Genomic DNA, 13921 nt, shown 5'->3' on the forward strand with positions numbered 1-13921 from the left:
CCAGCGGGGCCGTTTCGTGAATGCTGCCAGTTGCCGTGCGGCGCGAGCGGGATCGGCGGTATAACCCAGTTGCAGACTCTCCGGAAATGCGGTCCAGTGCGCGCCCGTAATCACTATTACATCAGGGTCGGCGGTGAGCAGAAACTCCGGTCGAATCACTCCCATGCCATATAAACCGGAGACCGAGCCGGCGGCGATATTTTCACATCGCAATTGTGCCAGCACACTCCCCCAGTTGACTGTCTGTCCCTGTTGATTTTCGCCGAATGTATTACCGTATTTCTCTGATCCCCGGGTGCCAGCCTCCAGGTAGATGGTCGGCACAGGCCCCTCAATCGTTTTGAGTTTACTGAAGACCTGCTGCAGTTCAGCATCGATCCAGTCTGCTGCCGCATTGGCCCGCTCTGCTTTCCCCAGAACCTGACCCAGCAGACGTATACTCTGCTGCGGATCACGAAACGGATCTTCCGACTTCAGAAACAGCATCGGCACCTCCGCCTGTTCCAGTCGTCCCACCGTTTTGGAACCACGGTTCAACATGTACGTATTCATGATGACCAGGTCCGGCTTCAAAGCCAGAACGGCTTCGGCACTCACTGTGTCTCGCAGGATATCACCCAGAATCGTCGTTTCTTCCAGACGTGGATACCGCTCTATATATTTTTCGTATGTATCCAAATCCCCGGTTTTCAAAGATGAATCCCAGCCTGCCAGCTTCTCTTCGACTTCATCTCCCAGCACTGCCGCCAGTTCATAAATGCCCAGGCTGCGCATCAGAATGATCCGCTCGATCGGTTGCTTGAGCGTGACTTCCCGGCCCGCCAGATCGGTCACCGTGATTGTTGAACTTTCCGTCACTGGTCCAGACACAGACTCTGCCTGCTGCTGACATCCACCAGTGATCAGGAACAGTAAAAAAAGAAGGACAGCCTGTGTTTTCATGTTGATTCCTGCAGCTTGAGTGAAGGCGTAACCTGTGATCTGCGTGTGCGCCGTCTCCGCCACCAGACCAGCAGACCGGTGACATAGAGTACCGCAGGCATCAAACCGGACACAAACACGATCCAGCGACCAACCAGACCAAAGGCCTCCCCATTATGCAGTGGAAACTGCCAGGCAAAAAAAGCGTCCGCCGCCGAACGCTCATTCCAGTCGCGGACCGACAGCACTTCTCCACTGAACTGATCAATCCAGACACGGCTGTTACCCGAACTCTTCCTCACTTCCCCTGGCTGTCGCAGTCGCACCTCAAAAGAATCTTTCAACTGGGAAGGAAGTTTGACACGTTTGAACTCGGCTTCCGGAAAAACAGACTGAGCGATCGCAGTCGCGCGGCTGACATCGATCCGATTTCCCGCAGTCACGGCCGTTGATTTTTTATTTTCAGAACGCGGCTGACCATCATCCAGAACCGCCAGCACGCACGGTCTGATCCAGGCCGGAAATATCATGTAGACGCCAGAAAAGGATATCACCAGCAGCAGCACCGCCGCAATCACGCCCGTGCTTTTATGCAGGTCATACTGAAAGCGGCGCCCGCTGCGTATTGCAAAAGCAGCTCGCCAGCAGTGTCGCCAGAGCGGCCACCACAGATAGATTCCGCTGGCGACCGAGAACATCAGAATCAGACCACACAAGCCGACAATAATTTCGCCTGATCTACCTGACAGCAGCTTGTAATGCAGGCTGTAAAGCCACGTCACCAGGTATTCGCCCCAGACACGCTGCCCCGTCACCCGGGCTGTTGAGGGATCGACATAAACCTGGGTGAATCCTGCTTCCTGGTCCTCTGTATTACGAAACCAGACAGTCCAGACACCCGCCGATGATCGTGGCGGGTCTGCAAAAAACAGCTGCAACCCCGGTTCGGTGACACTCAATTCTGCCGCTTCCAGAACTTCATCCACAGAGTGTGGTGCATCACTTTCTGCTGACAGCAGGAGTTGAGGATTGAGCCATTCATCAATCGTGTGATGAAACACAAGCAGACTGCCCGTCAACCCGATGATGACAAACAGCAGCCCCACGGTTAAACCGAGCCAGCGGTGCGTGATCACCCAGAGCCTGCGCAGCCGATGGTTCAGCATAAATGAATCTCCCGGGAACCCTCAGGCTCAATCACTCAATTCAGAGAAGAGCCTTTCAGGATCTTGACATTCTCCAGCACGATCGGCTCCATTTCATTCGCTCCTTCTTCCACTTTCATATGAATGGTCGATTTTTTGGGATCGGCATACACGCCCTGCAACCGGTCAGGAGGCGGAGGTGGCATACCCCCGCTGGGTGGTCGCCAGTTCCGATCGGGCCATTCAATGGTCACCGTATAAGCGCCCGCCGGTGCGCCATCATCGCCTTCATAGGTTGTCAGTTGATAGACGCCTTCCGCATCAACCTTCCCACTGGGAAGCAGCGGGTATTTGGCGCCGGGCTGAGGTGATTCCGGATGGAACCTGACCGTTGCCCCGGTCGCGGGTGCACCATTTACAGTCAGTCGACCGGTCACGGCGTTTGTCGTAATCGTCTCGTACTCGGTTCCACTGCACCCGCTGCACACAGCAAGACACAATACAGCCAGCGAACCGGCCAGTCTCTGATACATTAAAAGCGTCTCCCTCAAATCTCTGAACACACCGTTTCTTCAGCAGCCTGAAATCAAACCTTCGTTAGAACTCGCCCACAACCTGACCATCCTGTTTGCTGATCAGGGAACGAAACGTTCCCTTGTCAATATTCGCACTCAGAAATCGCACGGAACCGTCTCCCAGGCTGGCATGCATGCCGCCGGTATGATAGGAAAAGGCACCGCCCCAGTCGTTCGTGCAATTAATCACACAGGGACCATAATACTGCAAACCATCATAGGTCCAGCTGCGAACGCGGTCGTGCTGAGTCGACGCCCACCAACCCTGAAAGTTGGTATCCACCACGGTCGGGTAGACATAATCTGCAGGGTCCTTGGGAACACTCCCATTTCGTAGAATATTGGGAAAGTTGCTGCGTTCGAAACAGAAGATGGTATTCGTCAAGCCATCGGTAATGCTGTTCATCCTGGAGCCACAACGATCGAGAGTTACCCCGCCACTGATGTCCCCGTTAAACAATGCTCCAACAGTTTCCTGAGGCGTAAATGCGGGATCCCGGAAACTGCGGGCAATAAAATAGTCTCCACTGCCTGCTCTCAGGTTCGTATTGAAGCTGGATATATCATCTTCCTGCTCAATCACTCCCTGGATCGGTCCACTCCGCGGAGTAGACGGGCAATTGAAGACAGCCAGTTGCGTCTCGATCACTGGCTGATTTGCCTGATCCGAAACGCCATTGGGGGCATTCTGATTAAACAGATTGTAGGCCGGCGCCTGATCCAGATAAGGTAACAGCGATATCCCCCAACTGGTCGTCCACGGCCAGGATGCCGCATCCTTGGTCGTAATCCCCACATCAGGTAGTGGCAGCATATTGAACACGTCATTATAATTATGCATGGCCAGACCCAGCTGCTTCAGATTATTTTTGCACTGAGAGCGACGGGCGGCTTCACGAGCCTGCTGCACTGCCGGCAGCAGCAAGGCGATCAGGATCGCGATAATCGCAATCACCACGAGCAATTCAATTAAGGTGAATCCACTTCGGGACGCGCGGGTACTCTTTAACGACATTGGGGAACTCCAGTTCAATCAGGCGGGAGGGATGCGGCTTTGACGAATGCAAGCGGCAGCGAGCAGGGAGACTGAGTTTCAATCTCTGGACCAATCATAATCGCTTAGCGGGAGATTTCAACCCTGCACTTCGATAAGAGTGCATCACAGTGACCAAAGCGTCTCTGAATCTGACCTACTCGATCCAAATAGTCCTGGAGACTGTACAATAAGTACGGAAACAATCTGGAGCGCAGTAAAGCACCAGGAGAGATTCGAATGCCACGGAGGCTAAGACACCACAACCGTAAGACGTTTAAATACAGACACTTACAGTTACATGACACCCTTAGTCCCTGTAGGAGTGTTGTTAAGCATTTTTATCAAGCTGGAATTCTCAGGCGATAATTTCCTGAATCAGATCTCCCCCCAGATCGGTCAGACGGTAATCGCGGCCGTTGAAACGATAAGTCAGCTTCATGTGGTCGATTCCCATCAGATGCAGCAGCGTGGCATGCAGATCATTTACGCCCACGCGATTGTGCACGGCTTTGTAACCGAAGTCGTCGCTGGCACCATACTGTACGCCTCCCTTGATGCCCCCTCCCGCCATCCACATCGTGAAGGCATTCGGATTATGATCGCGGCCCTGACTTCCCTGGGAATCCGAGGTTCTGCCAAATTCACCACCCCAGACCACGAGCGTGGAATCAAGCAGTCCGCGGGCTTTCAGATCTGACAGCAGCGCACCAATGGGCTGATCCACTGATTTTGCAGCGATGCGATGATTCAGACCGATATCACTGTGACCGTCCCAGGGAACATCCGCAACGCCACCACCTCCGCCGTTTGTACCGGCATAAATCTGAATGAACCGCACTCCCCGCTCTACCATGCGGCGGGCAGTGATACATTGTCGCGCGACCAGTTCTGTCTCTTTCTGATCGACGCCGTACAGTTTTTGAATTGTCTCTGATTCCTCTTTGACATCCAGTGCTTCGGGAGCCGCGGTCTGCATCCGGTATGCCAGTTCAAACGATTCCAGCCGCGCCGCCAGATCCGCTTCGTGAGGACGCAGTTTCTGGTGACTGGCATTCAGCTCTTTCAGCAGATCCAACTGGGTCCGCTGCTGGGGATCGGTCATCGAATTCAATCGGGACAGATTCGAAATTGGCTGCTGGCTACGACCATCAATGGCGGTTGGCTGGTAAACTTTTGGCAAAAAGCCGGGCGCCCAGATCGGATTTCCTCCGCGAGGCATGGCACCATGCATCACTACGAATCCAGGCAGATTCTGATTTTCCGTCCCCAGTCCATAAGTCACCCAGGACCCCATGCAGGGACGTCCCTGCAGAAATGCTCCCGAATTCATCTCCAGCATCGCCGGGGTATGATTGTTTGAACGGGAAAAACAGGAATAGAGAAATGACATATCGTCCACATGCCGTGACACATGGGGAAAGATTTCGGAAACCCACGCCCCCGATTCTCCATGCTGCTGAAACTTGAAAGGCGATTTTAATAACTTGCCGCTGGTGGTGAAGAAGCCGGTTTTGGGATCTGCCCCTTCGAGTGTCTCTCCATCCTTTTTCTGCAGCATCGGTTTATAATCAAACGTATCAACCTGAGACGGACTGCCCGGCATGAACAGCCAGATGATCGATTTTGCTTTGGAAACAAAGTGCGGCTCGCGCGCTTCCAGGCCTTCTTCCTCTTCCGCGCCAGCCGAGTTGAGAATCCCCTGCTCCGACAGCAGACCTGTCAAAGCCAGGCTGCCAAATCCGGAACCGGCATTCTTCAGAAACGCGCGGCGTGCTTCAAAATTAAATGGGAGGCCTGACTGTATGCTGTTTTTTCGTTTCATAACGTCGTTTGACCTGTTTATCGATGAATGGAAAATCTTTCAGGATCAGTCTACAAATATAAATTCATTCATACAGAAGATCAGCTGACAGAAATCTGCCAGCGCCAGGGCATTCGCCTGTGGATTCTCACCATACGATTCCGTCTGGTAATGGATAAACTCCAGCATCTTCTGCTGTTCTTCAGGACTCGGTTTACGGGAAAGCGCGATCGCGTACACTTCGTCGACCAGCTGTTCGAGTTTTTTCTGATCGTCGGACCGCACTCGTTTGGCAAAATCCTCTGCCAGTTTCCGGATAAAGGGAGAGTTCATCATTGCCAGCGCCTGGGGAGGTACCGTCGTCACATTGCGTTTGCCAATACTCTGGATTGCATCCGGCGCGTCAAACAGTTGCAGGATCGGAATCAGTTTGTCGCGTTTGACAGTCAGATAAATACTCCGCCGCTTGTCTTCCTGATTCAAAGTTCCCGGCCCGAACATTTTGGGATCGAGTGTGCCACTTACCGCCAGCAGGTGATCCCGAATGACTTCTGCATCCATCCGCAATGCCGGTCGTCTCCACCAGAGATGATTTTCCGGATCATGTTCCTTTCCACTGGCATTGGTGGCCCCTGATTCACGATAGACGGAACTTTGCATTATCAGCTTGTGGAGCGGCTTCAGATTCCAGTTGTTTTCAATCAACTGGGTCGCCAGGTAATCCAACAGCGCGGGATGAGTGGGCCGAAAGCCCTGGGTACCAAAATCACTGGGCGTCTCGACAATACCACGACCAAAATGATGATGCCACATCCGATTGACCATCACGCGTGCCAGCAGATGTCCTGCTCCCTGGCTGGTATCGGTCAGCCAGTCTGCAAAAGCAACGCGGGGAGGCACCGGCTTTGCTTTTGGGGAATCATCCAACAGCCACTGTTTTTCCTGTGCTTCGCCGGTCATCAGCACCTGCAGGAAACCAGGCTCGGCCAGACCATCCTTGCGATTGGAATTCCCCCGTACCAGATAATACACCTTACGTGAATCAGGTCCAAAATTATAAGTGGCGCCCCCTTTGCGGGCAGCGAAGACCGGCATCAGATCCTGCTTGGGATGCTTCTTCATATCTTCCTGCTCGGCATCATTCAGTTCCGCCCAGCCTTCATCGTAGGGCGCATACCATTTTAACAGCTCAGCCTGCTGTTTTTCATCACGCTCAGCTGATGGCAGCGCCAGGATTTTTTGTATGTTGTCCGGGGGAGTCGTCTCTTTGGCCTGGAAATAAAATCCGGAGGGACCGGTCGCATTCACGATTTTAACCAGCAGTTCATTTTTACCGGCTTTGAGCGGCAGCTTGACTTGATCCTGATCTGCAGCGGCCCCACCCATGACTTTTTTCGACAGAACCGATTTCCCATTCAGCCAGACCTGGATCGCATCGTCGCGGCCCAGTGAGATATCCAGCGGACCGGCTGTCGGCACTTCGATCGTGCGAAACAGATAATTCGCAGAGTTATCGCCGGTCAGCGTATTATGAACCACACCATCTTTCCATTCCGGCTGAGGCGTCCACTTCAGCTTGCCTTCTGCAAAAGTCTGAGTGAGATCGACTTTCGTTTCGGGTTCATTTTTCTTACTGAATGCCTGGTCGAAATGGGCAGCTGCAAAGGGACCAATGACATGCCAGTCAGACAGCACCGGTTGAATTGTTTCCGTGGGCCGTTTCTCCAGCCAGGCGGTGAGCTGTGCCGGGAGTTTTTCTTTCTCGTATTGCAATCGAGCCGCTATAAAAGGTTGATGTGCGAGATCAAAGGCCGCCTTCTCTTGCTTGTATTTTTCCGGATGCAGGTCATGCTGGTAATCCTGAAAACCGGCTTCAGCGAAGGCAGCGACCATCCGGTAATAGTCATGGCTGGAAATCGGATCAAATTTATGATCGTGGCACCGCGCACATCCCAACGTTAATCCTAAAGTCGTGGTCCCCACAGTGTGGATAATATCATCCAGCTGTTCGTAGCGACTGCGTTCCCGTTCTTTCTGTGTCTGCTGCGAAGTAAAGGGCCCCGCTGCCAGAAAGCCGGTCGCTGCCTGAGACATATAATCGGTCGGCCCGAGCTGATCGCCGGCAATCTGCAGTCTGATGAACTGATCATAGGGCATATCTTCATTGAGCGCTTTGATTACGAAATCACGAAAGTGATACGCTGATGGGCGATCAAGATCGAAAGCGTAGCCATTGCTCTCAGCAAACCGGGCCAGGTCCAGCCAGTGCCGCGCCCAGCGTTCGCCGTAATGGGGGCCGGCCAGCAACCGGTCTATCAGTTTTTCATACGCATTCGGATCAGGATCATTCACAAACGATTCCACATCCGCCGGTTCCGGAGGCAATCCCCACAGATCAATGAACACGCGACGAATCAAAGTAACGCGACTCGCCATTTCATTGGGCGTAATCCCCGCGGCTTCCTGTTTCGCCAGAATATATTGATCGATGGGATTAGTCACCCAGGTTTTATTCCGGGGAACCGGAGGCGGCGACTGGTTTAGCGGTTGAAATGACCAGAACTGACGGCCCTTTTCAATATCAATCTTCTCAGTCTTCAACTCTGGTGCTTTGCCATCGCGAGGATCAGGCGCTCCCATCTGAATCCATTTTTCAAAGTCTGCTATCACCTGCTCAGACAATTTATTCTTGGGAGGCATTTCAAATGATTCATGCCGAATCGCTGCCATCAGCAGACTCTGCTTGGGATCCCCGGGTACAATCGTGGCTCCCGTGTCCCCTCCCTTCAGCATCGCCGGACCGGAATCCAGCAGCAGTTTCCCTTCCAGTTTATTATTCTTCTTTGCGTCCAGGGAATGACATTCATAACACTCATTCACCAGCACCGGCCTGATTTTGGATTCGAAAAACTGAATCCCTTCCCGACTCGGTTCCGCAGGTTTGGTGGCTTCAACTGCCAACGCAGGCTGAGACAGGGTGATGATTCCCAGAAGTGAGAGCAGACAAAAGCGAATCATTAACATTATCCCTCATAAGCAAGGCGAGAAAGTAAGGAGAGAATCTCAGGCAGTATGATTAGTTGACTGTTATGATTTAACCGGGCAGCCTCATTATTTTATAGACAGCAGATACATAAAGGATCACTTAATTGTACAACGTTCCAGACGCTTCGCAAGGAGGATCCATGGCGAGGCAATTTCCGATTCCTCGCTGCAGAAACCGGACGAACAGCTCTGAAAGATAAACTGCTCTGCCATGAACCAGATTCCAATGCATCACAAAATTTATTAGTCGCGCTCAAAAACAATGACCGATCCCGTCCGGGCCGATTCCGTTGCCGCCGCCATCCAGGCCACCGCGGCACAAGACTCGTCGGGAGTGATTCGCTCAGGCCGTTCACCGCTCCGCACGCAGTCAGCGAAATAACGCAGTTCTTCCTGCAGCACCCCCAGGTAGCGGCCAAACGGACGAGGCCAGTACATCGTATCCGGCATCTTGACACCCTCGGCATCATGAATCGTCAGTCCCGCTTCGCCACAGTTGATATAGATCGCCCCCTTCGTGCCGATAATTTCCATGCGGGCGTCGATCGTATAAGGCGTCGATTCCGGCAGATGCCAGACCGATTCCACCACGGCAACCGCACCGTTATCCAGTCTCGCAATCGACCAGCCCCCGTCAGGATATTTATTCTTACCCGGATGAACTTCCTGTGCATAGACGGTGGAAACGTTCGCACCACTGAACCAGAGCATCAGGTCGGCATCATGAATTCCATCACCCATCAAAGCAGAAATATCATCGAGAACAGTCTCACCGATTGCCTTCGACAGGTTCCGCCGCGCATGCATGGAGATGATCTCACCGATGCGACCCTCCTCAATCGCCTGTTTCGCCAGAGTCACGCGCGGATCAAAACGGCAGATATGACCCACCATTAAAAAACCGGTCGCAGCTTCAGCTGCCGCAACGATCTGTTCACAATCAGTCACTGTCGGCGCCATCGGTTTTTCCAGCAGGACATGCTTACCGCTGCGCAGGGCATCGATGGCAATTTCACGATGATCATTGATGTGAGTCGTAATGCTGACGGCGTCGATTTCAGGATCAGCCAGCAGTTCACGATAATCCGTATACCGCCGCGTGACTCCCAGTCGGTCCGCAATTTCATTCAGGCGTTCAGGGCGCCTGGTGCATAACGCCGCCAGTTCGATTCCCGGTATCTCCGCCAGGTTGTCCGCATGAACTTCCCCAAACCATCCCAGGCCAATCACTCCCCAGCGAACGGTATCTGATGAACTCATCATAAGACTCTGGACCTCTCGAATCATGATTTCAAAAACCAGTGCGGTAACTCGTGTTTTCCAAAGTATCGTAAACCTGACTCCTCGTCCATCGAACCGCGATCTGTATAATCCCGATAATTCACCCGCTTCACGTAATGTGAACTCCCTCACCGGACCGTATCGGAGTCCTGTTTCAGGCGTTTTTTGTCTTGTATGCCCTGTCCGCATCACTTAGTATGGAGGAAACAACACCTGCGTTCCTCATACCTGCCTGCCAGCGTTGCTAATAATGCTCATACGATTTCTTATACCACTGCTTGTTGTTATATTGGTCCCAGGCCTGGGCCGGACCATTCATGCCGAAGAAAAACCGCTCCTGTTTGAACAGACGATTCAGCCGGTCCTTGCTGCGAAATGTGGGAAATGCCACAGTGACAAAGTTCGTAAAGGGGGCCTCAACCTCTCAACCATTGCCGGCGTACATCGGGGTGGCGAATCCGGTGAACCTGCCATCGCTGAAACCGTTGATGACAGCATGCTCTGGATTCTGGTCGACGCGGGTGACATGCCACCAGAAGGTCAGCCGCAACTGACTGAAGCAGAACGAAAACTGATCCACAAATGGATCGCCACCGGCGCCAAATCAGCACAACCCCATCAGCCTGAAGTTAAGCAGATCACACAGCACGATATCCTGCCCATCGTGCTGCTTCGCTGTACCGCCTGTCACGGCGCACGCCTGCAACGAGGGGGCCTGGATCTGCGAACTCCTGCCAGCATGCTTAAGGGAGGCAAACAGGGCTCGGCCTTTATCGCCGGCAAACCGGATGAAAGCCGCATGATTCAGCGCATCGAAAGCCATGCCTGTCCACCACAGGAACAGTTGCTGAAATTTTTTGTCAAACGTCCTCCCGCTTCCGAGGTCGAAACGCTGCGTGAATGGATCGCTGCCAAAGCACCAATCGTCGATCCGGAGCCGGAAGTCGTCGGCCTGCAACCGGATCCCCTCGTGACGGATGAAGATCGCCAGCACTGGGCCTTTCAACCACCCCAGGCGAATCCTGAGATCAAATCCATTGATCAACAGATACTCAAACAACTCCAGGAAAATGAACTGGAATTCGCCCCTCAAGCCAGTCGTGAGACATTGATCCGGCGTGCTTATCTGGACCTGATCGGCATCCCTCCCACGCTCGAAGAGTGGAATCAGTGGCGCAACTCCGAAGATCCCCAGTGGTATGCAGCAATGGTCGATCACCTGCTCGCTTCTCCCCGTTATGGAGAACGCTGGGGTCGGTACTGGCTGGATCTCGCCGGCTATGCGGACTCCGAAGGGGGCGTCTCTTCCGACCCGTTGCGGGCCGTCGCCTGGAAATATCGTGATTATGTCATCGACGCTTTTAATACTGATAAACCCTACGATCGCTTCCTGCTGGAACAGATCGCCGGCGATGAACTGGCGGATTACGAAAACGCGCCGGTCATCACTGAAGAACTGGTCGACAACCTCGTCGCCACCGGTTTCCTGCGGATGGGCATCGACCAGACCGGATCCCGCACCATGAATTTTGTGCCCGAACGCCTGGGAGTGGTCTATGATGCCATCAATGTCATGGGCTCTTCGGTCATGGGCTTAACGCTGGAATGCGCCCGCTGTCATACCCATAAATATGATCCCCTCCCGCATCGCGATTATTATCGCTTCAAAGCCATCTTCCAGGGTGCCCTGGATGAATACGACTGGCTCTCCTTTAAAAACCGTTCCTTGGAACTGGGTACTCCCGAACAGCAGAGCCGCGTTAAGCAGACCAATCCACTCCTCAAAAAAAATCTGAGCAAACTCGAAAAGCAGCATCAAAAAGCAATCGCCGCACAACAGGTCGCGCTTCTCCGCCAGTTCTATCCGGATCAACCCGCAGAAGAACAGCAGGAAACGCTGCAGGCTTTAAAGATTGCAGATAACACCCGCACACAACGCCAGCGGATTCTGGTCGAGAAATTGAGAATCGCGGAGACCATGCCCGAGTCCGAATTCTCGGAACCGGTACAGCAGGCATTACAGCATGTCGCCTCCCTCGAAAAACAGATACACGAAGTGCAACAGCAGATGGAGCCCCCCCTGACAATTCGTGCTCTCTGGGACCGCGGCGAGCCTTCTCCCACTTACATTCTACTTCGAGGCGAACACGATCAACCTGGTCAACAGGTCGGCCCGGGAGTTCCTTCTGTCCTCACTGATGGACGTACCCCCTTCACTGTCAAACCCCCGTTTCCGGAGGGAACCCCCAAAACCGGCCGACGGCTGGCATTAGCACAATGGCTGACTTCCGACGATCACCCGCTTACCGCACGTGTGATGGTCAATCGAATCTGGTATCACCATTTCGGCAACGGCCTGGTCAAAACACTCGAAAACTTCGGCGTCAAAGGCGAGCGTCCTTCCCATCCGGAACTGCTCGACTGGCTGGCTGTCAGGTTCATCGAACAGGACTGGAGCATCAAAGACATGCACCGCCTGATCATGAATTCCCGCACCTATCAACAATCCAGCCACATCACCCCGGCTATTCAGGAGCAAGATCCACAGAACCGGCTGCTCTCACACATGCCGCTCCGCAGAATGAATGCCGAAGCCTTGCGCGACTCGATCCTGTCTGTCTCCGGAAAGCTCGATACCACACCGGGCGGCCCCCCTGATTCCGTCACCGTCGATCGCAACGGCCTCGTCAGCGCCAACGCGACCAGCACTGGTGGCTGGCGGCGCAGTGTCTATCTGCAATATCGACGTACCCAGATTCCGACGATGCTGGATACTTTTGATTACCCGGAGATGGGACCGAACTGTGTTTCCCGCAATGTCTCTACCGTCTCCCCACAATCCCTGATGCTCTTAAACAACGAGCGGGTCCACTCGCTTTCCCATGCATTTGCCAGCCGGGTTCGTAACCTGCTGCCCGACGATCAGAAACAGGATCAGGGCGCCCAGATCGATCTGGTTTATCAGTTGGCTCTCAGTCGCCTGCCCAGCCAGGCAGAACGCCAGTTGGGCCAGTCGACTCTGCAGGAACTCGCAGTGCTCTGGCAGGATAATCCGGAAGCCGCCCTCGATACCTATTGCCACACGATTTTTAACTCTGCCGCGTTTCTATACATTGACTGATGAATATGAACAGCCAGCCCGAACCGCTTTCCACCCGTCGAGACTTTTTTGCCCGCACCAGCGATGGCATCATGGGTGCCGCGCTGACACATCTGCTCTGCCAGGATTTTTTTGGTGGATCCGAAGCGCTTGCGAATGAAGCTTCGCACGCACCGCAGCAATACGACCTCAAACCCAAACAGCCACACCACCCTCCCCAGGCGACGTCCGTCATCCACCTCTTCATGAATGGCGGCCCCAGCCAGATGGATCTGTTTGACCCCAAACCCGTTCTGAACAAGATGGACGGCAAACCGTTCCCGGGCAACATCGAAGATCTGGGAAATTCGAACACCACCAGTATCGGCGAAATGCTGGGCGGACAATACAAGTTCGCCCGCCATGGCGAATCGGGCATGTGGATGGCCGATGTGCTTCCCGAGACGGCAAAGATGGCCGATGAACTCTGCCTGATCAACTCCATGTGGACCGATCATCCCAATCATGATAACGCCCTGTATAAAATCCACAGCGGCCGACTGTTCATGGGCTATCCCACACTGGGTTCGTGGACCGTGTATGGACTGGGGACCGAAAACCAGAACCTGCCTGCGTATGTCGTATTGACCGATCCCCTGGGCGCTCCCAAAAACGGCACGCGTAACTGGACGTCCGGCTTTCTACCTCCCACGTATCAGGGCACCCGCCTGCGGCCCACCGGTTCACCCATCCTGAATCTCAAGCCTCAGTACGACCAGCCTTCAGCCGTGACGGAATCCGCACGCAAACTGCTCAACCAGCTCGATTCCATCCACCGCGAAAAACGACCGCACAATCCCCTGCTCGATGCCCGGATCGAATCCTACAGCCTCGCCGCACGCATGCAGATGTCGGCTACAGAAGCTCTCGATTTATCGAGCGAAACACAACACACGCTCACCGATTACGGTATCGGCGAAAAAGAGACCGACTCCTACGGCAAACGCTGTCTGCTGGCCCGCAGGCTGGTCGAACGGG

Annotated in this window: 9 protein-coding genes; 2 read left to right on the forward strand and 7 right to left on the reverse strand. The window is 53.8% G+C overall.

The genetic code is table 11. The features are described 5' to 3' along the window. The 7 genes from AACZ40_RS23095 to AACZ40_RS23125 form a co-directional block, all read right to left on the reverse strand. Nucleotides 1–942 (reverse strand): ABC transporter substrate-binding protein (locus AACZ40_RS23095; protein ID WP_339676011.1); only part of this gene is annotated, 942 nt, incomplete at its 3' end. Further along, on the reverse strand, nucleotides 939–2087 hold the full coding sequence (locus tag AACZ40_RS23100) for a PepSY-associated TM helix domain-containing protein (protein ID WP_291174686.1): 1149 nt from the start codon (nucleotides 2085–2087) through the stop codon (nucleotides 939–941). The genes AACZ40_RS23100 and AACZ40_RS23095, both read right to left, overlap by 4 nt. Before the next feature lie 35 nt (nucleotides 2088–2122). Beyond that, a complete protein-coding gene (locus AACZ40_RS23105; protein ID WP_291174688.1) occupies nucleotides 2123–2599 on the reverse strand; it encodes a carboxypeptidase regulatory-like domain-containing protein in 477 nt (158 codons plus the stop codon). 64 nt (nucleotides 2600–2663) lie between these two features. Continuing rightward, on the reverse strand, nucleotides 2664–3656 hold the full coding sequence (locus AACZ40_RS23110) for a DUF1559 domain-containing protein (RefSeq protein WP_291174691.1): 993 nt from the start codon (nucleotides 3654–3656) through the stop codon (nucleotides 2664–2666). Nucleotides 3657–4032: 376 nt separating this feature from the next. Continuing rightward, nucleotides 4033–5499, reverse strand: a complete 1467-nt coding sequence (locus tag AACZ40_RS23115) for a DUF1501 domain-containing protein (protein WP_291174693.1) — start codon at nucleotides 5497–5499, stop codon at nucleotides 4033–4035. A 45-nt stretch (nucleotides 5500–5544) separates the two neighbouring features. Continuing rightward, entirely contained in the window at nucleotides 5545–8496 is a 2952-nt protein-coding gene (locus tag AACZ40_RS23120) for a PSD1 and planctomycete cytochrome C domain-containing protein (RefSeq protein WP_291174696.1), read from the reverse strand. Nucleotides 8497–8766: 270 nt separating this feature from the next. Further along, entirely contained in the window at nucleotides 8767–9786 is a 1020-nt protein-coding gene (locus AACZ40_RS23125) for a Gfo/Idh/MocA family oxidoreductase (protein WP_291174699.1), read from the reverse strand. 268 nt (nucleotides 9787–10054) lie between these two features. Between AACZ40_RS23125 and AACZ40_RS23130 the strand changes: the two genes are divergently transcribed. Both AACZ40_RS23130 and AACZ40_RS23135 read left to right on the forward strand, forming a co-directional pair. Further along, nucleotides 10055–12925, forward strand: a complete 2871-nt coding sequence (locus AACZ40_RS23130) for a PSD1 and planctomycete cytochrome C domain-containing protein (protein ID WP_291174702.1) — start codon at nucleotides 10055–10057, stop codon at nucleotides 12923–12925. A gap of 5 nt (nucleotides 12926–12930) precedes the next feature. Then, nucleotides 12931–13921, forward strand: a 991-nt coding sequence (locus AACZ40_RS23135) for a DUF1501 domain-containing protein (protein WP_339676014.1), incomplete at its 3' end; no start/stop codon positions are given.

The organism is uncultured Gimesia sp. (assembly GCF_963972345.1).
Classification (GTDB): Bacteria; Planctomycetota; Planctomycetia; order Planctomycetales; family Planctomycetaceae; genus Gimesia.